This is a genomic window from Novosphingobium sp. PC22D, assembly GCF_002556635.1.
GTDB lineage: Bacteria > Pseudomonadota > Alphaproteobacteria > Sphingomonadales > Sphingomonadaceae > Novosphingobium.
The window spans coordinates 53,459-75,054 of sequence record NZ_MWMO01000004.1 but is presented as its reverse complement, the minus strand read 5'-3'; the positions used below and the strand labels follow the sequence as shown (position 1 = coordinate 75,054).

Below are 21,596 nucleotides of genomic sequence, written 5' to 3'. Positions count from 1 at the left end.
GACGGCGACAACCGATCCCGCATGGGAATCGCGCTGCGGTCGAACCGTCCGGTCAAAGCGGGAGTTTGACTGACCGGCTCCTGTCGTTGGCGCTCTTCACGGCGGCGAGCATGGCGTCGAGGTCGTCCCGGGTGAAGCGGCGTCCCTGCTTGACGACCATCTCGATCGCTCCGGTCGCCGCGATATCCGAAAGCGGGTTGCCGCGCAGCATGACCAGGTTTGCGACGAAGCCGGGCCGGATCTGGCCCACTCTCGCCCCGGTCCATTTGCCCGGAGCGACCGTCGCAGAAGCCAGGACCTGGGCCGGCGCCATCCCGGCATCGTTCAAGGTCCGGAATTCTTCGTGCAATGAAAATCCGGGAACCATGACGGGAACGTTCGCGTCCGTTCCCGCAAGGATCGTCACGCCATTGTCGAGCAGAGCATCGAACACGATGCCGGTCGCCGCCGCGTAGGCATTCCAGTAGGCGAGGCTTTTCCGGCGTCTGGCCTCGTCCCATTCCTCGGGCATCCGGTAGATGTTGACGTTGGGCAGCCAGCCCATCCCGCGCGAGGTTATTACGGTGCCCTCGGTGATCCCGGGGTTGGCATATTCGAGAGGCGCGGCCCGCAGGACGCGATCGAGGTTTTCTTTCTGTCTGGGAAAACTGTCGATGAGCGCAAGTGTCGACGTTACGGCAATCCCCTCATTCCTAAGGCGTTCCGCGACATCGCCGCTGCGGCTGCGGACGAAGTCCAGAAACTCCTCCGCATTCTCGACGTCGTACCCCCCGAACTCGCGATCGAGTGCCTTCATCAGTTCCTCGACATGCGCGATTTCTGTCGGTTTCACCTGAAACATGTCATCCAGATCGGCCGCGACCGGGATGTGTCCCAGGACCGGAAAGTTCAGCCTCTTCGCGACCCGCCCAAGGGCTTGGTAGGAGTCGCGCGACAGATAGCTGCTCGATTTGACAGCGTCGTAGCCTTGCGCCGCGAATTCGCGGACCACGCGTTCGACATCGGCTTGCGATGGCACGATCGTCTTTTTCTGGGTCCAGGCGACAAACCGGCCTTCCAGGCCATCGAACGTCGCAAGCTGGGGAGCCACGACGAACATGTCGGGACCGATCCGTCCATTCGCGATTTCCCGTTTCCAGCGAAGGCTTTCCTCGCTGCCGTTCATTTCCCGAACCTGGGTCACGCCATTGGCGACATAGAGCAGCAGGTCGTTCTCGCTCTGCCAGGTGTGGACGTGCGAATCGGTAAATCCGGGTACGAGAAACCTGCCCTGGCCGTCGATCGTCTTGATGCCGTCGGGAAGGTCGGCCTGCGCGAGGACGTCGGAAATGCGGCCATCCACGACAACCACCGCCCGCGCTTCGAAATGGGTGGCATCCGGCGTCAGGACATTCACGTTCACGAAGGCGTAAGGCTGTGCTTCGGCCTGCGGGAGAGACAGCTCAGCGCGCTCCGTGTGGCCCCCGTACATCTTCGTCAATTCGCGCTCGACGAAAAGATACGATGCCACAGGAGCGACGATCAGCAGCAGCAAGGCCGCTCCAGCGATCCATTTCGCTTTCTTCCCCACGATTGTCTCCTCTCGATCCGTGTCGCCACAGCGTCAATCTAGCCACTGTCAGGATTGAGGTGTGAAGTGTGATCTAGACGATGTCAAGATCGATCATTATGAGCAAGGAGAACGGATTCGGAAGGTTCGCTGTTGCCGGAACATGCCTATCATCACGGAGACCTGGCCTCGGCGCTTCTGAAAGCGGCGGAAGAGGAACTGGCGCTTCACGGCATCGAGGCATTCTCCCTTCGTGCCGTGGCCAAGCGGGCCGGTGTCAGTCATGGCGCCCCGGCGCACCACTTCAAGGACGCGAAGGGCCTGCTCACCACCCTGGCGGCACGGGGATACGAGCGACTGGTCGAAGCCCAGGTTTCGCGGCAGCGCGAAGCGGACGAGGACCCGACGGCGCAGTGTATCGCCTCGGGACTGGGATACCTCGATTTCGCGCGGGCGAATCCGGAACTCTTTCGATTGATGTTTTCATCCGACAAGCCCCGCAGGAGCCAGGACGATTTCGCTCGGTCCGCCGGAACCGCGTTCGCCAATCTGGTCGGCGATATACGCAACAAACTCGGCAGCGACCCTTATGAAGATCCTGTCGCGATGAAGCAGGTCGTCGCATCGTGGTCGATCGTCCACGGGCTGGCAGACCTCTTGATCTCGGGTCGCCTGGACGCGCCTCTGGCGGTGGTCGGGACGGAGGCAGAGCGCGACGAGATCATGTCGGAGATCATGCTGCGGGTCCTCGAAGGACCCGGCAGGGCTTGATCTCCCCGGAGCGAGGGGCCTGCAAAATCGCCGCCCCTCGGCTGGCGCTCCTCAACCCGCGAGGCGGACCGGCTCGGGCTCCTCGCGCAGCGCCTTGGGCTGATCGGGCCAGATGCCGCGCGTGTCGTAAACGATCTTGTCGGCGCGTTCGGCGAGCGGAACGACGCGGAACAGGTCGTGGTCGACCAGCACGATCAGGATCTCGCAGTCCTCCAGCGCCTCGTCGATGTCGATCTGGGTCGCGCCGGTGTCGGTGAACTCGATCGGCAGGCCCACGCAATGCGGCTCGACGATGTGGATGCGTTCGCCGAACTTGCGCGCGAGCCGCGCGGCGACGAAGCGCGCCGGGCTCTCTCGGAAGTCGTCGATGTTGGCCTTGAAGGCAAGGCCGAGGCAGGCGACCCTGGCGTTCGGGTTTTCAGCGACGAGCGCGTCGGCGCGCGCGACGACGTGGTGCATCTTGCCGTCGTTGACGCCGCGCGCGGTGCGGATCAGCGGCGTGTCGTCGGGCGCGCCGTGGACGATGAACCAGGGATCGACCGCGATGCAGTGGCCACCCACGCCCGGTCCGGGCGAGAGGATGTTGACGCGCGGGTGCCGGTTGGCGAGCCGGATCACTTCCCACACGTCGAGCCCCATGCGGTCGGAGACGATCGAAAGCTCGTTGGCGAAGGCGATGTTGACGTCGCGGTAGGCGTTCTCGACCAGCTTGGTCATCTCGGCCGAGCGCGCGTCGGTGGTGACGCATTCGCCGCGCACGAAGCGCTTGTAGAAAGCCAGCGCCTTGCGCGCGCAGCGCGGCGTGATGCCGCCGATAGAGCGGTCGTTGTTGGTCAGCTCCTCGAGGATGCGCCCCGGGAGCACGCGTTCGGGGCAATAGGCGATGGACACGTCGGGCGTCTCGCGCACGAGGCCCGGCACCTTGAGGTCGGGTCGCTTGGCCGCGATCAGGTCGCGAAGCTGCTCGGTCGTGCCGACGGGCGAGGTCGATTCGAGGATGACGACGTCACCCTGCTTGAGCACCGGCGCGATCGCTTCGCCCGCGGCCAGCACGTAGGAAACGTCGGGCGCGTGGTTCTTGTCGAACGGCGTCGGGACCGCGATGACGAAGACGTCGGCGGGGGCGACCTGCGTCGAGGCCGAGAGCAGCCCGCGCGAGACGACGCCCTGCACGAGGCCGTCGAGATCGACTTCCTCGATGTGGATCTCGCCGCGATTGATCGTATCGACCACGGATTGCGACACATCGACGCCGCGCACCTTGCATCCGGCGCGGGCGATCACCGCCGCGGTGGGTAGTCCGATATAGCCCAGCCCGATGACTGCGACGTCAGGCTTCGTATCCGATTTCATTGGCGAGCAGCTCCACGATCCGTGCCGAGGCCTTGCCGTCGCCGAAGGGATTGTGGGCGCGGGCCATGGCCTCGTAGGAGCCCTTATCGTCGAGCAGGGTTGATAATTCGGTAACGATGGCGGCGGCGCTGGTGCCGACGAGCTTCGCGGTCCCGGCCTCGACCCCCTCGGGCCGCTCGGTGGTCTCGCGCATGACGAGCACCGGCTTGCCCAGCGCGGGCGCTTCCTCCTGCACGCCGCCGCTGTCGGTCAGCATGATGTCGGACAGGTCGAGCAGCCGGGCGAAGTTGGGATAGTCGAGCGGCTCGATCAGCGCGACGTTGTCGAGCCCGGCGAGCGCCTCTTTCATCACCTTGCGCACGTTGGGATTGAGGTGGACGGGGAAGATCACCGCGACATCGGGCCGCGCCGCGATGGTGCGGATGGCCTCGGCGATGCCGCGCATGCCCTCGCCGAAGTTCTCGCGGCGGTGGCTGGTGACGCCGATGACCCGCCTGCCGGCAAAGCGCGCTTCGAGATCGGCGAGGCCGTCAGCGAGCGCGGGCTCGGCCTCGATACGCGCGGTGACCCAGTGCAGCGCGTCGATCACTGTGTTGCCGGTAACGTGGACGCGCGCCGGATCGGTGTTCTCTTTCAGCAGCGCGTCGGCCGCCGTGCGCGTCGGGGCGAAGTGCAGGCTCGCCATCGCACCGATGATCCGCCGGTTCACTTCCTCGGGCCAGGGGTGGTAGATGTTGTAGCTGCGCAGCCCGGCCTCGACGTGATCGACGGGGATCTTGCGGTAATAGGCGGCCAGCGCGCCCGACATCGCGGTCGCGGTGTCGCCTTGCACGATCACCCGGTCGGGCCGGACCGCGTCCATGACCTTGCCTAGCCCGGTCAGCAGCGTCGCGGTCAGCGCGTCGAGCGTCTGATCGGGCTGCATCACGTCGAGGTCGTGGTCGGGCACGATCCGCGCGATGTCCAGCACCTGGTCAAGCATCTGGCGGTGCTGCGCCGAGACGCAGACCATGCTTTCGAAGCGCGGATCGGCTTCGAGCGCATGCACCACGGGGAAAAGCTTGATGGCTTCCGGGCGCGTGCCGAAGATGGTGAGGATGCGGGCTTTTTCAGGCTTTGGGGTCATCGCACGCGAAGGCTTAGCACCGCGTGGTTAATCGCGGGATAAGCGCGTCGGCGCGAAGCGAGGAATTATTGCCGGGTCTGCGGCAGCAGCGACCCGACGATGTCGAGTAGCGTTTGGGTCGCGATCGGCTTGCGGCACACCGGCGCGCCGGGGAAGCGGCTGCCGAGTTCGACCTGCGAGCCGTGTCCGGTATGGAAGACGAAGGGGACGCCGATCGCCATGAGCCGTTCCGCGATCGGGTAGCTGTCGCTGTCCTGGAGGTTGATGTCGAGAATCGCCGCATCGATCCGCTTCGCGCCCTCGATCAGGTCCATCGCCACCGCCACGTTGGGCGCCGGCCCGAGGATCCTTGCCCCGGCATCCTCGAGCGCCATTTCGAGGTCGAGCGCGACGAGTGGTTCGTCCTCGACGAGCAAGACGCGTAGCCCCGCGACGCCAGTCTTCATGGCGTTCGAGCGGAACTGTTGAGGGGAGGCATGGAGGTTCATCGACGTGGCTCTTCTGGTTCTCTTTCGCTTCGGTTGCGCCTTGCGGTGGTTGCGGTATTGTCGCCTGTCGGTTGGGGTCCAAATTGACGTGAGTTCTGCTGGTTAACGTTCGATCCGCCGAAACGATCCCGTCGGACCGCGAATCCGCGACAGATTGTTGCTGACGAGCCACAGAAAATCGAAGCCCGCACCGTCGCGACTATCTATAGATAGTCGCGTGTGTGGTGGACAAAACACCCGCACGGCTTGCCGCCCGGCGCGGGCTGGGGAAAGACCCCGCAATGGCGATTCTCAGCGACAAATGGATCCGTGAACAGGCTCTCGCGACGGGCATGATCGAGCCCTTCGTCGAATCGCAGAAGCGGGACGGCTGCATCTCCTACGGGCTCTCGTCCTACGGCTACGACGCGCGCGTCTCCGACGAGTTCAAGATCTTTACCAATGTCGACAACGCGGTGGTCGATCCCAAGGATTTCGCGGCGACCAGCTTCGTCGACCGCAAGACCGATGTCTGCGTTATCCCGCCCAATTCCTTCGCGCTCGCCCGCACGGTCGAACACTTTCGCGTGCCGCGCGACGTTCTGGTGATCTGTCTGGGCAAGAGCACTTATGCACGCTGCGGCATCATCGTGAACGTCACTCCGCTCGAGCCGGGCTGGGAAGGCCATGTGACGCTCGAATTCTCGAACACCACGCCGCTGCCCGCGAAGATCTATGCGAACGAGGGGGCATGCCAGTTCCTCTTCCTGCAAGGCAACGAACCGTGCGAGACGAGCTACGCGGACCGTTCCGGCAAGTACATGGGCCAGCGCGGGGTTACGCTTCCCAGGCTGTGAACGCGGCATAGTCATTTTACCGGGGCCGCGCGTACGCGGCGCCGGAAACTTCTCCCGCTAGAGGCAGGTCACCCAGACCGAGCCGGGAGAAAATGACTTGAAGACCGCAAGCAGGATTGCCGCCCTGAGCATGACGGCGCTCGTCCTCGTCTCCGCCGAGCCTGTCGCCGCGCACGAGGACGATTCACCGGAACGGCACAAGGCCTCGACGCCTCCCGCCCGCGCGCATGCGGGGCCGCACTGGGGCTATGCGGGCAGCGAGGGGCCCGAGCACTGGGGCGAGATCTCCGAGGACTTCCGCCTGTGCAAGATCGGCCACATGCAGTCGCCGATCGACCTCGGCGGCGCGCCGGTGGTGGGCGATTTCCGCGTTCGCGCCAGCTATCGCGCCGGACCGCTGACGATCCTCAACAACGGCCACACCGTGCAGGTCAACTTCGCCGAGGGATCGACGCTCGCCAGCGGCATCGCGCGCTACAAGCTGCTGCAGGTGCACTTCCACACGCCGTCCGAAGAAACCCTGTACGGCATCCCCTATCCGATGGTCGCGCACTTCGTGCATGTCGATCACGCGGGCAACTACGCGGTGCTCGGGGTGATGTTCGAGGAAGGTGCGCACAACGAGGAGCTGCAGAAGATCGTCAAGGCCGCTCCCGCCCGCGAGGCGGCGCCCGCGACGCTGAGCCACGTCACATTCGATCCCGCCGGGCTGCTGCCCGAGAACCTCTCGGTCTACCGCTACGAGGGATCGCTGACGACGCCGCCCTGCACCGAAGGGGTACGCTGGCACGTCGCCACGCACCGCGCCACCGCCAGCGCGGCGCAGATCGCGGCGATCCACGCCATCGTCGGCGACAACGCGCGTCCGACGCAGCCGCTCCACGGCCGGCTGGTGATCGCCGGCGCGAATTGAGCTGCGAAAGACAGCCAAGGGAACAATTGCCCGCAACACGCGCTCTTTGCGTCATGCAGTAATCGTGACGGGAGAGTCGTGCCGTGTCGAAGATCGCAGCCATTATCGGGCGCATTCTGCTTGCGCTTCTCTTCATCGTTTCGGGCGCGAACAAGTTCGTGGATCTGGCCGGGACCGAGCAGATGATCGTCAGCGCCGGATTGCCGGGCGGCCTCGCGCTTCCCGTCGCGGCCTTCGAGATCATCGCGGGATTGTGCCTCGCGCTGGGCTTCATGGTGCGCCTGGTCTCGCTGGCGCTGATCGTTTTCGTCGCGCTGACGCTCCTGTTCTTCCACAACCGCTTCACCGACCCGATGCAGGGGGTGATGGCGCTCAAGAACCTCGCCGTGATGGGCGGGCTGTTCCTCGCCTTCGCGCATAGCCAGATGTGGTCGCACTACTATCACATCCGCAGCGAGCGGAAGGGCGAGGTGGCGACGCGCGCCGCCGAGGAGCGTGCCCGCGAGGCCGAGATGCGCGCCGCCCGCGCCGAAGCCGCGGCCGAGGCCCGGCACACCGCGCCGACGCCCACCGCGACCTACGCCGATGTCGACGGCGACGGCGTGCCCGAGCGCGTCACTCGCCGCCGCCGCTGGTTCGACTGGTAAGGACGGCGCGTCCCCGCGAGGGGACTTGACCCCTCTCGCCCCCGCGCGTTGAACTCGTGTTCAACACGCGAGAAGGTGGGAGAGGACATGACACAGACCGTCGAGGACCGGCTCGACGCGCTCGAAGCGCGCTGCCGCAGGGCCGAGGATCACCTCGCGATCCTCAATCTGCTCAACAGCTACGGCCCGCTGGTGGACAGCGCGACGGCCGAGGCGGCGGGCGCGCTGTGGGTCGAGGGCGGCGGTTACAACTTCACCAAGCCCGACGGCCAGCCCGCGCGCCTCGCCGCGCCCGACGAGATCGCCGCGATGTATCACTGGCAGGGTCATCTCGACCTCGTGAACACCGGCTGCGCGCACCTCACGGCGACGCCGAAGATTACCGTCGACGGCGACGAGGCGCAGGCACTGGGGTACTCCTTCGTCGTGCTCAGGGAAGACGAGCGCTGGTTCGTCTGGCGCGCGGCGGTCAACCACTGGACGCTTCGGCGCGAGGGCGATGCCTGGCGCATCGTCGAGCGCTTCAACCGCCCGCTCGACGGCTCCGAGGCGAGCCACGAGACCATGCGCAAGGTCCTGGCGCTATGAACCGGTTCGAGGGCAAGGTCGCGATCGTCACCGGCGCGAGCACCGGGCTCGGGCCGATCATGGCGCGCATGCTCGCGGACGAGGGCGCCAGGCTGGTGCTCGCGGCCCGGCGGCGCGAGCTGGTCGAGGAGGCCGCCGCCGCGATCGGCGAGGCGGCGGTTGCGGTGCGCGCCGACGTGACCGACGAAGCCGACGTCGCGGCCATGGTAGAGGCGGCGATGACACGCTGGGGCCAGGTCGACGTGCTGATGAACAACGCGGCCGTGCCCGGTACCGACAAGTGGATCTGGGAACAGACGGTCGACAACTTCCTCGATACCTATAAGGTCGATTGCATGGCCGCGATGTTGTGCACGCGTGAGGTGCTCAACCGCTCGATGATGGGGCGGCGCACGGGCGCGATCGTCAATTTCTCGAGCGGCGCGGGCTGGGACGGCATGATCCGCAAGAGCCACTATTCGGCGGCCAAGGGGGCGCTGCGCATCCTCACCAAGGTCACCGCGAAGGAAGTCGGCCAGTTCGACATTCGCTGCAACTGCGTCGTGCCCGGTGCGATCGAGACCGAACTGATGGTGAACTACATGAAGCGCGTCGCCGAGGAGCAGGGCACGACGGTCGAGGAGATCGCGGCGGGCATCCAGGCGCCGCTGCCGCTGAAGACCTTTTCGACGCCCGAGGACGTCGCCAACCTCGCGCTGTTCCTCGCCTCGGACCAGGCGCGCACGATCACCGGGCAGTCGATCAACGTCGATGCCGGGCTGGTGATGACGTGACGGTTGACGAACTGCTCGCACGCGAGGCGATCCGCGACACGATGGCGCGCTACACCATGGCGGGCGACCGGCTGATGATCGACGATTTCCTCGCCTGCTTCACCGAGGACGCGGTGATCGAGACCGACCGAGTGCCGGAGGCGCGCGCCTTCCGCTACGCGGGACGCGCGGCGATCCGCGCCTGGCAGGAACGCTGGCGGGCGGGCGCTGGCGCGACGCATGGAGCGAGTTTCGTGCGGCACCAGTTGTCGACCTCGAAAATCGACCTGACCGGCGCGGACAGCGCCGCTGCGCGCACCTACTGGGTCGCCTGGACCGACATCGGCCCCGATCACGCGGGCGTCTATCTCGACGATTGCCGCAAGGAGGGCGAAGCCTGGCTGATCGCCCGCCGCCGCATCCGGCTCGACTGGGAATCGCCGCAGACGGTGTTCAGCGAAGCGGTTTCGAACAGCGGTCCGGACTGAGCGCGCCGGGGCAGGCCGACCGGGGCGTTTCGCCACCGCTCCGGCGAATACCACCTTTCGCCAATGGACGCCCACAGCGCGCGAGCCTAGCGTCCGAGCCTATCATGGAACACGTTACCGAACTCGGCGAAGTGCTCGGTTTTCTGCGGGCGCATCCGCCTTTCTCGGGGCTCGCGCCCGATGCGCTGGCCGCGCTCGGGCGGGCCTGCCGGATCAGCTACTACCGGCGCGGCGCGCTGGTCATCGCCGCGGGCGATGCCAACCGCATGCTTTCGGTGGTGCGCTCGGGCGCGGTCGAGCTGCGGCTTGGCGGGACCGAGCTCAATGCGCGGCTCGGCGAGGGCGAGTGCTTCGGCTATCCCTCGCTGATTCGCGCGATGCCCGCGCAGAACGAGGTGGTCGCGCTCGAGGACACGCTACTCTACCGCATCGAGGCCGAGGCCTTCCTCAAGCTGCGCGCCGCCGACGCGGACTTCCGCGCCTTCTTCGACACCGACGAATCGGCGCGCCTGCGTCGTGCCGTGGCCCGGTTGCGCTCGCGCGGCGCGCTTGAGCAGGACTCCGAAGAGACGCTCGGCGCCCATGCCTCGATCGGCTCGCTGGTGCGGCGGCGCGAGGTGGTGACCGCCGCGCCCGGCACGACCATCGCCGAAGCCGCGCGGCTCATGGCCGAGCACGATGTCTCGACCCTGCCGATCCGTGACGGGGAGAGGCTGGTCGGGATCATCACCGACAAGGACCTGCGGCGCCGCGTGCTCGCCCCCGGGCTCGACACCGCGAAGCCGGTCGCGCAGGTGATGACGCCCTCGCCGGTCACGATCGTCGAGGACGCGCCCGTGCTCACCGCGCTCGTCGCCATGGCCGAGCGGCATATTCACCACTTGCCCGTGACCGACGCGAGCGGGCGGCTGGTCGCCGTGGTCTCCTCGAACGACATCCTCGCCCGGCTCGGCTCGAACAGCCTGATCATCGCCAAGGAAATCGCCGCCGCGCGCGACGATACCGAAGTGGCGCGCGCGGCGGCGCAACTGCCCCACGCGATCGCGGGACTGGTCGGCGCGGGTGTCGATGCCGACCATGTCGCGCGCTATGCGAGCACGATCGGCGAGGGCGCGCATCGGCGCCTGCTCGATCTTGGCGAAGCCGCGCTCGGCCCGCCGCCCGTCGACTATGCGCTGGTCTGCTTCGGCTCGCTCGCACGCGCCGAACAGGCGCTGGGTTCGGACCAGGACAACGGCTTCATCTTCGGCGAGGACTACGTGCCCGAGCGCCACGACGGCTATTTCGAGGCGCTTTCCCGGCACTTGTGCGACGGGCTCGATGGTGCCGGCTATCGCTATTGCCCGGGCGACATCATGGCCACCAATCCGGCCTATCGCTGCACCGGCGCGCAGTGGCAGGCCCGCTTCGCGCACTGGATCGCCTCGCCCGATCCGCAGGCGGTGCTCGAGACGACGATATTCTTCGACATGCGCTGCCTCGCCGGCGAGGCACGGCTGGTCGAGGACTTGCGCCGCACGGTCTTCGCGCAGGCCCGGAGCAACCGCATCTTCCTCTCGTTCGTCGCCCGGGCAGCGGCCGCGACGCGCGTGCCTCTGGGCTTCTTTCGCAACTTCCTGTTGCAGGACGATGCCGACGAGGGCCGCGTGTTCGATCTCAAGAGCCAGGCGATCGCGCCGGTGGTCGATCTCGCGCGGGTCCATGCGCTGGCCAACGGGATCGAGGCCACCAACACGCTCGAACGGCTGCGCGCCGCGCGCGAGGCGGGCGGCCTCGATGCCGAGGCGGCGCGCGATCTCGGCGCGGCCTTCGAGTTCGTGCGCGACGTGCGCTTTCGCCACCAGGCCGAGCAGATCGCGCAAGGGACCGCGCCGTCGAACAAGCTCGACCCGGAACGGCTCTCGCGCTTTGATCGCGAGCATCTGCGCGATGCCTTCAAGCTCATCCGCCAGCAGCTCGACAAACTGCGCGCCGATTTCGCCGGAGGGCTGAGCTGAAATGCTCGAAGTGCTCTTCGCGAGCCGCGAGCGGCGTCTGCGCCGCCGCTTCGAACAGGCCGCCGCGCTCGCGCCTCCCGGGCCGCTGCGCGATTTCTACGCGGCGGGAATGCCCGCGTTCGACCGGCCGATCGCGCAGATCGAATTCGCCGCGATCGATCTCGAGACCGACGGTCTGGACTTTGCCGCGAGCGCCATCCTCGAAGCGGGGATCGTCTGCGGCGGAGCGCGGGGGATCGTCGCGGCGTCCGCCACGCGCGTGCGCTTCCGCGCCGCGGCCGCGCTTTCGGCGAGCAGCGTCGTCGTCCACGGCATCACCGACGACGCGGCGGCGCGGGCCCTGCCCGAGGCGGAGGCGCTGGCCCGGCTGCTGCCGCTGCTCGCCGGAAAGCCGCTGGTCGCGCATTTCGCCGATATCGAGGCGGGCTTTCTCGACGCGGCCTGCCGCCGCGTTTTCGGCGCCCCTTTCGTCGCGCCCTTCGTGTGCACGATGCAGCTCGAGAACCGATGGTTCCCGCGCCCTCGGGCCGCCGACGGGCTGCGCCTCGGCAAGCTGCGCGCGGGCTATCGCCTCCCGGCCTACCGCGCCCACGACGGCCTGACCGACGCTCTCGCCTGCGCCGAATTGCTCCTTGCCCAGATCGCGCATCACGGCTGCGCGGGGCTGACGCTCGGCGATCTCGTGCGGCGCTAGAGCGCGAAGGGCACGAACCGCCCGTTTACGGGGGGACTGCGCATCATACCAAAGTCGCTCTGTGAAAGCGGGGAGGGGGGCTTATGCCTCGATACCAGGCCGCGCGTGCGAAATGCGGCTGGTTCGACAACAAGCAAGAGGGGGAGGACATCATGTCCGAAGAAAGTCCCAATCCGCCCGGCGAGTCCTCGCAAGAGAACGCCAGCGCGGGCGCCTACTGGAAGGAAAACATCCGCCTGCTCGTGACGCTGATGGCGATCTGGTTCGTCGTCTCGTTCGGCTTCGGCATCCTGCTGCGCGATGTTCTCGATCAGGTCATGATCGGCGGCTTCCCGCTTGGCTTCTGGTTTGCCCAGCAAGGCTCGATCTACGTCTTCATCGTGCTGATCTTCTTCTACGCCTGGAAGATGAAGAAGATCGAGCGCCACTACGATCTCGACGATTGAGGGGGGCCGAACCATGTCAACGCAAGGTCTCATCTACCTCTTCGTCGCGGTGAGTTTCGCGCTTTACATCGGCATCGCCGTCTGGACGCGGGCCGGTTCCACCAAGGAATTCTACGTCGCCGGCGGCGGGGTGAATCCGATCGTCAACGGCATGGCGACCGCCGCCGACTGGATGAGCGCGGCCTCGTTCATCTCGATGGCGGGCCTGATCGCCTTCATGGGCTATGACGGTTCGGTCTATCTGATGGGCTGGACCGGCGGCTACGTGATGCTGGCGCTGCTGCTCGCGCCCTATCTGCGCAAGTTCGGTCAGTTCACCGTGCCCGACTTCATCGGCACGCGCTATTACTCCAAGGTCGCGCGCACGGTCGCGGTGATCTGCCTGATCTTCATCAGCTTCACCTATATCGCCGGGCAGATGCGCGGCGTGGGCATCGTCTTTTCGCGCTTCCTCGACGTCTCGGTCGAGCTGGGCGTGATCATCGGCATGTGCATCGTGTTCTTCTATGCGGTGCTCGGCGGGATGAAGGGCATCACCTACACCCAGGTCGCGCAGTATTGCGTGCTGATCTTCGCCTACATGGTGCCCGCCTTCTTCATCTCGATGCTGGTGACCGGAAACCCGATCCCGCAGATCGGATTGGGCTCGACCGTGAACGACGGCTCGGGAATGTACGTGCTCGAAAAGCTCGACTCCTCGCTTCAGGCGATGGGCTTTTCGGCCTATACCGACGGCTCGAAGTCGATGATCGACGTGTTCTGCATCACCGCCGCGCTGATGATCGGCACGGCCGGGCTGCCGCACGTGATCGTGCGCTTCTTTACCGTTCCCAAGGCCTCCGACGCGCGCAAGTCGGCGGGCTGGGCGCTGATCTTCATCGCCCTGCTCTACACCACCGCGCCCGCCGTCGCCGCCTTCGCCCGGCTCAACTTCAACGACAGCGTGGCGGGCACTTCCTATGCCCAGGCGCCGGGCTGGTTCAAGAACTGGGAGAAGAACAACCTCATCGCCTTCGCCGACAAGAATGACGACGGGGTGATGCAGGTCGCCGCCGGCGATGCCTTCAAGGGATCGCCCGAGTTCACCGGCGAGACCGGCCCGGCGGGCAATCGGCTCGTCGGCAACGAACTCGATCCCGCCAACACCAACGAGGTCTACGTCGACAAGGACATCATGGTCCTCGCCAACCCCGAGATCGCGCAGCTTCCCGGCTGGGTGATCGCGCTGGTCGCGGCGGGCGGCCTCGCGGCGGCGCTCTCCACGGCGGCGGGCCTGCTCCTGGTGATCTCGACCGCGGTGAGCCACGACCTGCTCAAGTCGACCTTCAAGCCGAACATCTCGGAGAAGGGCGAACTGCTCGCCGCGCGCATTGCGGCGACGGCGGCGATCGTGGTCGCGGGCGTGCTCGGCATCTACCCGCCCGGATGGGTCGCGCAAGTCGTCGCCTTCGCTTTCGGCCTTGCCGCGGCCTCGCTGTTCCCGGCGATCTTCCTCGGCATCTTCTCGAAGGCGATGAACAAGGAAGGCGCGATCGCGGGGATGGTCACGGGCCTTGCCTTCACCTTCCTCTACATCGCCTACTTCAAGCTGTGGAACCCGGACGCCAACGTCGCCGACAACTGGCTGCTGGGCATCTCGCCCGAAGGCATCGGCGTGGTGGGCATGGTGCTCAACTTCGCGGTGGCCTTCGTGGTGATGAAGATGACCAGCGCGCCGCCGGTCGAGGTGGCCAGGCTGGTCGATTCGATCCGCGTGCCGCGCGGCGCGAGCGGGGCGCACGCCCACTGAGTCGCGGCGGCATCGGTTCCCTCGCGCGGGGGCGGCAGGTAAACTGTCGCCCCCGTTGTGTTTTCGGCCTAAGGCGAGCGTCAGGAGGAAGACGGGCTTGAAGGCAGGCGCGCGGTCATGACGGTGTGGATCGTACCGCTCACGGCGATCGCCTATGCGGCGTTGCTGTTCTGGATCGCCAATCTGGGCGACCGGCCGCGCGCGGACCGCTTCGCCGACCGGCATGGCCCGGTGATCTCGGGCCTGGCGCTGTGCGTCTACTGCACGAGCTGGACTTTCTACGGCGCGGTCGGCAGCGCCAGCGCGGCGGGCTGGTCCTACCTGCCGATCTACCTCGGGCCGATCCTGCTGTTCACCGTGTTCGGCCGCTTCGTCGCGCGCGTGCTGCATACCGGCAAGGCGCAGCACAGCACCTCGATCGCCGACTTCCTGTCGAGCCGCTACGGCAAGAGCGCCTGGGTCGCCGCGCTGGTCACCCTGATCGCGCTGGCGGGCGCGCTGCCCTACATGGCGCTGCAACTCAAATCGGTAAGCCAGACGCTCAGCGTGCTCTCGCCGGGCTTTTCCGAGGGCCTCGGGCGCGACAACGTGGTGCTCGTGGTCGCCGCGGCGATGGCGTCCTTCGCGGTCCTGTTCGGCACCGGCCGGGTCGAGCTGACCGGGCACAACCGCGGGATGGTGATCGCCATCGCTTTCGAATCGGTGGTCAAATTCATCGCGCTGGGCGCGGTCGCGCTGTTCGCTGCGATCATGCTGCTGGGCGAGCCCACCGCCGACGTGCTGCGGTTCGCCGGCGCGACCTTCGCGTGGTCGCAGTTCGACCTGCGCTTCCTGGTGATGACGCTGGTCGCGGCGATGGCGTCGCTGTGCCTGCCGCGCCAGTTCCACATGCTCGTCGTCGAGGCGCGCGAGAGCACGCTCGCCGGCGCGGCGCGCTGGCTGTTTCCGCTCTACCTGCTGATGGTCTCGGCCGCCGTCGTCCCGGTCGTGCTCGCGGGCGGCACGCTGGGCCCGGGCGGAGTTCCGGCGGACATGCTGGTGCTCGCGCTGCCGCTGTCGCACGATGCCTACTGGCTGGCGGTGCTTGCCTTTATCGGCGGCCTCTCGGCTTCGACCGGCATGATCATCGTCACCAGTATCGCGCTGTCGAACATGGTCACCAACGACGTGCTGGTGCCGCTGTTCTTCCGCGACCAGATGCGTCCGACCGGCACCGCGCAGCCGTTGGGGCAAGTGCTCATCACCATCCGCCGCGCCACGATCGCGGGTCTGCTCGTGCTCTCGCTGGTCTACGTGCGCGCGATCGGGGCCGATGCGACGCTTGCGGGGCTCGGCGGCATAGCCTTCGCGGGCGTCGCGCAGTTCGCGCCGGGGCTGCTCCTCGGGATGTCGTGGCGCAAGGCGAACCGCGCGGGCATGGTCGCCGGGCTGATCGTCGGCTTCATCCTGTGGGCGCTGTTGCTCGCGATACCCGTGCTCGGGCCGGGCTACAGCCCGCCCATGCTGGGCGACGACCCGCTCGTCTCGGGCATCGTCGTTAGCCTTTCGGCCAATCTCGCCGCCTTCGTGCTGTTCTCGCTGGCGAGCGAGACCGCGCTGATCGACCGGGTCCAGGCGATCGCCTACGTCGACCAGGCGGGCGCCGACCTCGGCCGTTCGCGGCTCGTCACCCGCACCCGGGTCGCCGATTTCCGGCTCCTGCTCGAACAGTTCGTCGGCGAGCGGCAGACGCGCGACGCGCTCAACCGGCTGCGGCTCCAGACCGGCCAGCACTATCTCGACTCGCAGGCGCCCGACGCGCAGCTCGTCGAGACCGCCGAGAAGATGCTTGCCTCGATCCTCGGCAGTTCCTCGGCGCGCACGCTGATCCTCTCGACCCTCGAAGGCGATCCGGTTTCGCTCGAACGGCTCGTCGCGATGTTCGACGAGACCTCGCAGCGGCTCCAGTTCGGTGCGGAGCTGTTGCAGATCGCGATCGAGAACATCGACCAGGGCGTCTCGGTGGTCGACGGCGAGCAGCGGCTGGTGGCGTGGAACAGCCGGTATGTGTCGATGTTCGCCTATCCGGCGGGCCTCGTCGAGGTCGGCCGGCCCATCGCCGACCTGCTGCGCTTCAACATGCGCCAGCTCGGCGTGCCCGAGGAGGCGATCGAGCGCGGGGTCGGGACCCGCCTGCAGCACTTGCGTCAGGGCACGCGGCACAGCACCGAGCGCGAGCTGGCCGACGGGCGCATCCTGCGCATCCTCGGCAATCCCGCGCCCAACGGCGGCTATGTGACCAGCTATACCGACGTCACCGCCGACCGGAAGGCCGAGCAGGCGCTGGAGGCGCGGGTGCGCGAGCGCACCGAGCAGCTCATCGAGGCCAACGCCGCGCTCGAGGCGGCGACGCGGTCAAAGACCCGATTCCTCGCGGCGGCGAGCCACGATCTCGTGCAGCCGATGAACGCGGCGCGGCTCTTCGCCAGCGCGCTCGCCGAAGACATCGATCCCGGGCAGACCGGCCAGCGCGCGCTGCTCGGACAGATCGACCGTTCGATCGAGACAGCCGACCGCCTGCTGCGCGCGCTGCTCGACATCTCGCGGCTCGACGGCGGCAAGACCGAGGTCGACGCGGTGCGCTTCGCGCTCGATCAGGCCTTTGCCGACATCGCCAACGAGTTCGAGCTCCAGGCCGAGGCGAAGGGACTGGCGCTCACGGTGATGCCGAGCGGCGTCTGGCTCGAGACCGACCGCGGGCTTTTCGTCTCGCTGCTGCAGAACCTCGTCAAGAACGCGGTGCGCTATTCGGATCGCTGCCGCATCCTCGTGGGCGCGCGGCGGCGCGGCGCCGATGTAGAGATTCTCGTCGTCGATCAGGGGCGGGGCATCGCCGAGGAGCATCTGGAGGCGATCTTCGACGAGTTCATGCGCGTGCCGGGCAGCGGCACCGACGAGGGGCTGGGCCTCGGCCTTGCGATCGTGCGGCGCATCGCGGCGATGCTCGGGACGCGTGTCGCGGTGACCTCGCGGCCGGGCAAGGGCAGCACGTTCTCCTTCCGCCTGCCCATGGCGGAGCCGGGCGCCGCGCGCCGCGCTGCGCAGCCCGAGCGCGGCGACGACCGTCCGGTCGAAGGCGCGCGCGTGCTGTGCGTCGATGACGACGCGGATTCGCTCGATGCCGTCGCGAGCCTGCTGCGGCGCTGGGGCTTCGATGTCGCCGCGGCGCGCGATCCCGGCGCGGTCGCGGGCCTGCCCGTGCCCGACCTCGTGGTGATGGACTATCGGCTCGACGCCGGGCTGACGGGTGACGTCGCGGTCGAACGCCTGCGCGAGGGCTGGGCCGTCGCGCCGCCCACCGTCCTGCTCACCGCCGAGGACACCGCCGAGACCAAGGCCGCTGCCGACCGTATCGGCGCCACCCGCCTGATCAAGCCCGCCGCGCCTCCCGCGCTGCGCGCGCTTGTGACCTCGCTGCTCAAGCAGGTAGCGTAGGGCTCGCCCTCGTCAGACGCGGCCTTCCAGCCAGTCGTTGAGCACCTCGTGGAAGAAGCGAATGCGCGTTTCCTGATCCGAGAGATACGCGTCGGTGTAGCCCAGCGAGTGCATTCCCGCCTGCATGTTCTCGGCGAGTTCCATGTCCTGGTAGACGATCTGCCCGGCGAGTTCGGGAATGCCGCGTCCCCGGTCGAACGTGCGGTGCTCGCACGCTTCGGCCTCGCGCAGCGGCTTCACGCCGGCCATGATCGATTCGACCTCGGTCTGCCCCTCGACCGGGAAGGCCATGCACCACAAGTCGAAGTAGCACTTCTCCGGATCATCGGCGTGCGGCTCGGAGCGGAACAGCACGAGGTTGTCGGGCAGGAAGCTGATCGTCACGTTCGGGAACATCACCGTGTGCGGGCTGTCGGTGATCTCCTCGTCGTCCATGTGCTCGTAGTGCAGGTAGCCCTTGTCCTTCCAGAGCTTCTGCTTGGCCGCCTTGAGGTCCTTCCAGCCCTGCAACGCGAAATCCTCGTAGCTCTCGTATTTCGTCGGATCGATGTCCCACTTTCTCAGTTCGGCCTCGAACATCGCGTTGCCGCCGCCGCTCGGCCGGTCGGAAAGCGAGGGACGCATCGGCTGGACCGTGCGGCCATGGCCCCTGGGCCACATCTCGTGGCGCGCCGAATCGACGTCCTGGTCGATCCACGGCGGCACCTGGGGGTGCGCGGTGCGGGTGTGATAGCTCTCCGAGAAGTTGTCGGTGACGAACTTCCAGTTGGCGTTGAGCTCGATGCGGTACCAGGCGACGCGGACCGCGCGCTCCATCGGGTAGTTGCGGTAGAGCGCGGGCATCGGTTCGAGAAATTCCTCGAGGCTCTGGCCCTCGTCGGCCATCGAGTACCACGCGAAGCCGCCCCAGGTGTCGCAGCGCAGCTCCTTGAGTTTGAGCTTGCCGCACGGATTGCCCCGGCTGAAATCGACATCGGCGTCCTGCGCGTGCTCAAGCGTGCCGTCGATACCCCAGCGCCAGCCGTGGTAGGGGCAGTGGAACGCGGCGACCGAACTGGTGCCTTCGACCATGCGCATGCCGCGATGGCCGCACGAATTGTGAAATGCGCGTACCGAGCCGTCGGCCTGGCGCACCGCGATGACCGACTGCTTGAGGAAGTCGTGGACCATGAAGTCGCCTTCCTCGGGAATGTCCGCGAGGCGGCCGGCGATGTGCCAGATCCTCGACCAGAGGTGCTCCCACTCCTTCCGCGCGAAGTCCCTTGCGTAGTAGCGATCGCCGGTGATCGCGTCGCCCCGAAGGTTCGAGGGATCGCGCCCGTCCATCGGCGGGGGGACGCGGGTCTGCCTGTTCATTCGCCTGCTCTCCATCCTGCGCGCTCTGACGCGCGTCTGGCGGCGAAGGTATCGGAGCGCGGCGCGCGTCCCACCTGTGAGATAGGAGAGGCCTCGCGGGCTATGATGGAGCGCCGGGTTATGTCCGTTTCGGTTGAAATTGGCGGGGTCAGCCCATACATGCCCGGAAGTCTCATTGGATGATGGTGACTGCGTGGGCTGCGAACGCAAAGGGCTTTATCGCGTGGATCTGCCGGTTCTCGGCGAGTGCGCGCGAGTCGATGATTCCGCCGGCGATGCCGCACCCTATCTCGAGCGGGCCATGTACGACGCGCTCGGATTCAAGCCGCCCTTCGAGCAGTTGCGTGCGCAGAGCGATGCGGATCGGTTTCGCGATCGGCCGCTCTGGGGCGAATGGACCTGAACGACCGCTGACGGTCCGCGTGCCGCCGTGCGCCGCTTGCCTGGCTTGCGCGGGCCTCGGTCGCTTGCCCCAACGATCTTGCGCTTCCCGACAAGGAAGAAGTGTCGCCGCCTGAGCCGCCCGATCCGCGAGATCGAGGCGCGCCATTGTCATACGATCGTCGCCTGTCGCCTGCAAAGGCTGGAGCATCGAAGCCGCGAACCGGACCGGTCCGGCGGCGCGCCGCGGTGCGGCGCGAAGGCGAAGGCGGGCGCTGGGATATGACGGGATCGATCAGCGAAACGGTGGCGGTAACGACGCACCAGGGGCCGCCTCGCTGGAGCCTGACCGATCTCGCCTTTGCCGCGCTGATGGTTGTGGCGAGCGTCTGGTTCCTGCTCTGGGGCCTCGACTACACCGGCCCGGCGCAAGTCGCGATCTTCACGCTCGCCACCGCGTTCGGCCTGTTCATGGCCTTCAACATCGGCGGCAACGACGTGGCCAACTCGTTCGGCACGTCGGTGGGCGCGGGCACGATCACGATCAGGCAGGCGCTCGCGATCGCCGCGATCTTCGAGGTGAGCGGCGCCATCATCGCCGGCGGCGAAGTGACCGACACGATCCGCAGCGGCATCGTCGATCTCGGCGCGATGCAGGTCGAGCCGATGCAGTTCGTCTTCATCATGATGGCCGCGCTGCTCGCGGCGGCGCTCTGGCTGCTCTTCGCGACGAAGCGCGGCTGGCCGGTCTCGACCACGCATTCGATCGTCGGCGGCATCGTCGGCAGTTCGATCGCGCTGGGCGTGATGCTTTCGGGCGGAAGCGCGGCGCTGGCGCTGGTGCAGTGGGACGGGATCGGCTTGATAGTCGTCTCCTGGGTGCTCTCCCCGCTGCTGGGCGGGGCCGTTTCCTATGCGCTGTTCCACCAGATCAAGACGCATATCCTGCACTACAACGACCGGATGAAAGCCGAGATCGACCGCATTCACACCGAGCGCCGCGAACTGCGCACCGAGCACAAGCGCGCCTTCGATCGTCTGAGCGACATTCAGAAGATCTCCTACACGCAGATGATGGTGCGTGATTTCGAGGCGCTGGAGGAGGAAGGCTTCACCCCCGAGGATCTCGAGACGGAATATTACCGGAAACTGCACGCGCTGCGCGGACGCAAGGCCTCGCTCGAGGCGCACAAGGCCCTGCAGAACTGGGTGCCCGTGGTGGCGGCGGCCGGCGCGGCGATCATCTCGGCGATGCTGTTGTTCAAGGGCCTCAAGCACATGCACCTGGGGCTGACCACGCTCCACAACTACCTCATCATGGGCATGATCGCGGCCGCCGTGTGGATGGCGACCTATATCTTCGCGCGCACGCTCAAGGGCGAATCGCTCGACAAGTCGACCTTCCTGATCTTCAGCTGGCTCCAGGTCTTCACCGCGAGCGGGTTTGCCTTCAGCCACGGCGCCAACGACATCGCCAATGCCATCGGGCCCTTCGCCGCGATCCTCGACGTGCTGCACAGCGGCGCCATGGGCGCGACTGCCGCCGTCCCGGCGCCGGCGATGATCGCGTTCGGCGTCGCGCTGGTGGTGGGCCTGTGGTTCATCGGCAAGGACGTGATCCGCACCGTTGGCGACAATCTCACCAGGCTGCATCCGGCCTCGGGCTTCGCGGCGGAGCTCGCCGCGGCGACGGTGGTCATGCTCGCCTCAACGCTGGGCCTGCCGGTGTCGAGCACGCACATCCTGATCGGCGCGGTGCTCGGGATCGGCCTCGTCAACAAGCAGACCAACTGGGCCCTCATGAAGCCGATCGCCGCTGCCTGGGTGATCACGCTCCCCGCCGCCGCCGGCCTTTCCGCCCTCGTCTTCCTGGGGCTGACCGCCTTCTTCTGACTCGACCGGACCGGGGCCAATCCGTCAGGTGATGACCCCGCGAGGCGCCGGGCGC

At 67.1% G+C, this 21,596-nt stretch carries 19 protein-coding genes; 14 read left to right on the top strand and 5 right to left on the bottom strand.

Going from position 1 to position 21,596, the window contains the following annotated elements:
• Window positions 1-52: 52 nt before the first annotated feature.
• A complete protein-coding gene (locus tag B2G71_RS08615) occupies window positions 53-1,570 on the bottom strand; it encodes an amidohydrolase family protein (RefSeq protein ID WP_141521530.1) in 1,518 nt (505 codons plus the stop codon).
• 132 nt (window positions 1,571-1,702) lie between these two features.
• Between B2G71_RS08615 and B2G71_RS08610 the strand changes: the two genes are divergently transcribed.
• A complete protein-coding gene (locus B2G71_RS08610; protein ID WP_098105358.1) occupies window positions 1,703-2,320 on the top strand; it encodes a TetR/AcrR family transcriptional regulator in 618 nt (205 codons plus the stop codon).
• A 51-nt stretch (window positions 2,321-2,371) separates the two neighbouring features.
• Here B2G71_RS08610 and wecC read toward each other — a convergent pair whose 3' ends face one another.
• The 3 genes from wecC to B2G71_RS08595 all read right to left on the bottom strand — a co-directional run bounded on the left by wecC (window position 2,372) and on the right by B2G71_RS08595 (window position 5,287).
• Entirely contained in the window at window positions 2,372-3,673 is a 1,302-nt protein-coding gene (wecC, locus tag B2G71_RS08605; RefSeq protein WP_098105357.1) for a UDP-N-acetyl-D-mannosamine dehydrogenase, read from the bottom strand.
• Entirely contained in the window at window positions 3,651-4,799 is a 1,149-nt protein-coding gene (gene wecB / locus B2G71_RS08600) for a UDP-N-acetylglucosamine 2-epimerase (non-hydrolyzing) (protein ID WP_098105356.1), read from the bottom strand. The genes wecC and wecB overlap by 23 nt, the downstream gene beginning before the upstream one ends.
• A gap of 65 nt (window positions 4,800-4,864) precedes the next feature.
• Window positions 4,865-5,287 carry a response regulator gene (locus B2G71_RS08595; protein WP_206049354.1) on the bottom strand — a complete coding sequence of 141 codons (423 nt, stop codon included), beginning with the start codon at window positions 5,285-5,287 and terminating at the stop codon, window positions 4,865-4,867.
• A gap of 281 nt (window positions 5,288-5,568) precedes the next feature.
• Between B2G71_RS08595 and dcd the strand changes: the two genes are divergently transcribed.
• From dcd to B2G71_RS08540, 11 genes are all read left to right on the top strand, one after another.
• The gene (gene dcd / locus B2G71_RS08590) at window positions 5,569-6,123 is read left to right on the top strand and encodes a dCTP deaminase (RefSeq protein WP_098105354.1); all 555 of its coding nucleotides are present in this window, start codon (window positions 5,569-5,571) and stop codon (window positions 6,121-6,123) included.
• Window positions 6,124-6,220: 97 nt separating this feature from the next.
• Entirely contained in the window at window positions 6,221-7,036 is an 816-nt protein-coding gene (locus B2G71_RS08585; RefSeq protein ID WP_141521529.1) for a carbonic anhydrase family protein, read from the top strand.
• An 83-nt stretch (window positions 7,037-7,119) separates the two neighbouring features.
• A complete protein-coding gene (locus tag B2G71_RS08580; protein ID WP_098105352.1) occupies window positions 7,120-7,683 on the top strand; it encodes a DoxX family protein in 564 nt (187 codons plus the stop codon).
• 87 nt (window positions 7,684-7,770) lie between these two features.
• The gene (locus B2G71_RS08575; protein WP_098105351.1) at window positions 7,771-8,271 is read left to right on the top strand and encodes a nuclear transport factor 2 family protein; all 501 of its coding nucleotides are present in this window, start codon (window positions 7,771-7,773) and stop codon (window positions 8,269-8,271) included.
• Entirely contained in the window at window positions 8,268-9,044 is a 777-nt protein-coding gene (locus B2G71_RS08570) for a glucose 1-dehydrogenase (RefSeq protein WP_098105350.1), read from the top strand. Before B2G71_RS08575 ends, B2G71_RS08570 begins: the two co-directional genes overlap by 4 nt.
• A complete protein-coding gene (locus B2G71_RS08565; RefSeq protein ID WP_098105349.1) occupies window positions 9,041-9,511 on the top strand; it encodes a nuclear transport factor 2 family protein in 471 nt (156 codons plus the stop codon). Before B2G71_RS08570 ends, B2G71_RS08565 begins: the two co-directional genes overlap by 4 nt.
• Before the next feature lie 104 nt (window positions 9,512-9,615).
• Complete coding sequence (locus tag B2G71_RS08560; RefSeq protein ID WP_098105348.1) at window positions 9,616-11,508, top strand: putative nucleotidyltransferase substrate binding domain-containing protein; 1,893 nt, start codon at window positions 9,616-9,618, stop codon at window positions 11,506-11,508.
• 1 nt (window position 11,509) lies between these two features.
• Entirely contained in the window at window positions 11,510-12,202 is a 693-nt protein-coding gene (locus tag B2G71_RS08555) for an exonuclease domain-containing protein (protein ID WP_098105347.1), read from the top strand.
• A 152-nt stretch (window positions 12,203-12,354) separates the two neighbouring features.
• Window positions 12,355-12,648 carry a DUF4212 domain-containing protein gene (locus B2G71_RS08550; protein ID WP_098105566.1) on the top strand — a complete coding sequence of 98 codons (294 nt, stop codon included), beginning with the start codon at window positions 12,355-12,357 and terminating at the stop codon, window positions 12,646-12,648.
• A 13-nt stretch (window positions 12,649-12,661) separates the two neighbouring features.
• Entirely contained in the window at window positions 12,662-14,437 is a 1,776-nt protein-coding gene (locus B2G71_RS08545; RefSeq protein ID WP_098105346.1) for a sodium:solute symporter family protein, read from the top strand.
• A gap of 117 nt (window positions 14,438-14,554) precedes the next feature.
• Window positions 14,555-17,911 carry a hybrid sensor histidine kinase/response regulator gene (locus B2G71_RS08540; RefSeq protein ID WP_098105345.1) on the top strand — a complete coding sequence of 1,119 codons (3,357 nt, stop codon included), beginning with the start codon at window positions 14,555-14,557 and terminating at the stop codon, window positions 17,909-17,911.
• Window positions 17,912-17,923: 12 nt separating this feature from the next.
• Here B2G71_RS08540 and B2G71_RS08535 read toward each other — a convergent pair whose 3' ends face one another.
• Entirely contained in the window at window positions 17,924-19,267 is a 1,344-nt protein-coding gene (locus B2G71_RS08535) for an aromatic ring-hydroxylating dioxygenase subunit alpha (RefSeq protein ID WP_098105565.1), read from the bottom strand.
• Between the two features lie 223 nt (window positions 19,268-19,490).
• Here B2G71_RS08535 and B2G71_RS08530 point away from each other — a divergent pair, with 223 nt between their 5' ends.
• Entirely contained in the window at window positions 19,491-19,670 is a 180-nt protein-coding gene (locus B2G71_RS08530; protein ID WP_240530066.1) for a hypothetical protein, read from the top strand.
• 260 nt (window positions 19,671-19,930) lie between these two features.
• A complete protein-coding gene (locus B2G71_RS08525) occupies window positions 19,931-21,541 on the top strand; it encodes an inorganic phosphate transporter (RefSeq protein WP_098105564.1) in 1,611 nt (536 codons plus the stop codon).
• Window positions 21,542-21,596: the final 55 nt, after the last annotated feature.

What these genes read in the sequence shown, in the direction of transcription:
- B2G71_RS08540 (WP_098105345.1), top strand. Translation starts at nt 14,555, where the DNA reads ATGACGGTGTGGATCGTACCGCTCACGGCGATCGCCTATGCGGCGTTG.
- B2G71_RS08525 (WP_098105564.1), top strand. Translation starts at nt 19,931, where the DNA reads ATGACGGGATCGATCAGCGAAACGGTGGCGGTAACGACGCACCAGGGG.
- B2G71_RS08575 (WP_098105351.1), top strand. Translation starts at nt 7,771, where the DNA reads ATGACACAGACCGTCGAGGACCGGCTCGACGCGCTCGAAGCGCGCTGC.
- B2G71_RS08545 (WP_098105346.1), top strand. Translation starts at nt 12,662, where the DNA reads ATGTCAACGCAAGGTCTCATCTACCTCTTCGTCGCGGTGAGTTTCGCG.
- dcd (WP_098105354.1), top strand. Translation starts at nt 5,569, where the DNA reads ATGGCGATTCTCAGCGACAAATGGATCCGTGAACAGGCTCTCGCGACG.
- B2G71_RS08570 (WP_098105350.1), top strand. Translation starts at nt 8,268, where the DNA reads ATGAACCGGTTCGAGGGCAAGGTCGCGATCGTCACCGGCGCGAGCACC.
- wecB (WP_098105356.1), bottom strand. Translation starts at nt 4,799, where the DNA reads ATGACCCCAAAGCCTGAAAAAGCCCGCATCCTCACCATCTTCGGCACG.
- B2G71_RS08535 (WP_098105565.1), bottom strand. Translation starts at nt 19,267, where the DNA reads ATGAACAGGCAGACCCGCGTCCCCCCGCCGATGGACGGGCGCGATCCC.
- B2G71_RS08555 (WP_098105347.1), top strand. Translation starts at nt 11,510, where the DNA reads ATGCTCGAAGTGCTCTTCGCGAGCCGCGAGCGGCGTCTGCGCCGCCGC.
- B2G71_RS08560 (WP_098105348.1), top strand. Translation starts at nt 9,616, where the DNA reads ATGGAACACGTTACCGAACTCGGCGAAGTGCTCGGTTTTCTGCGGGCG.
- wecC (WP_098105357.1), bottom strand. Translation starts at nt 3,673, where the DNA reads ATGAAATCGGATACGAAGCCTGACGTCGCAGTCATCGGGCTGGGCTAT.
- B2G71_RS08595 (WP_206049354.1), bottom strand. Translation starts at nt 5,287, where the DNA reads ATGAACCTCCATGCCTCCCCTCAACAGTTCCGCTCGAACGCCATGAAG.
- B2G71_RS08550 (WP_098105566.1), top strand. Translation starts at nt 12,355, where the DNA reads ATGTCCGAAGAAAGTCCCAATCCGCCCGGCGAGTCCTCGCAAGAGAAC.